The sequence below is a fragment of the Arthrobacter sp. 18067 genome, assembly GCF_902706295.1.
GTDB lineage: Bacteria > Actinomycetota > Actinomycetes > Actinomycetales > Micrococcaceae > Arthrobacter.
In genome coordinates, this window is sequence record NZ_CACSJJ010000076.1 from 1 (window position 1) to 464 (window position 464).

Sequence of the window (464 nt, forward strand, 5' to 3'; positions counted from 1 at the left end):
GTGCTGAACTGTCTGATGCGTGGCGCGGCTTCCCTCGATGCCGCACTCAAGACCCAGTTTTTTTACTGATTCAGCGTAGGTGCTCTGATCTTCACGCATCTTTGACCGCCCGCCAATAAACTCTTTCGCGGACAGCCGTCCATCCTGCGTCAATGGCACCACGAACGCAGACAGGTGCGGGGTGGCCTCGTCCCGGTGAACCACCGCCGCCACAACACGATCCTTCCCGTATTTCTTCTCCAGCCATTGCTCAGAGCGGGCGAAAAACTCCGCCTGCTGCCGTGGTGTGGCCTCTTTCCACCACTCAGGGCTTGCTGTCATAACGTATTCAACGGCCAGTACCGCATCTTTACGGCGTTTTTCCGGCAGCAGCTCCCGCACACGCCCCATTGCCTGATCCGTTGATTTGGACACAGAGCAGTAGTTTTCTGGTGTCCGTTCAGCGTTAGCGTTCGGCGTCTCAC

General features: G+C 57.5%; 1 protein-coding gene. It reads right to left on the reverse strand.

Annotated features, from left to right (window positions below; all coding sequences use genetic code 11):
* Positions 1 to 464: MobV family relaxase (gene mobV, locus GVL04_RS24140; RefSeq protein ID WP_200846956.1), on the reverse strand; the 464-nt coding region annotated here is incomplete at both ends.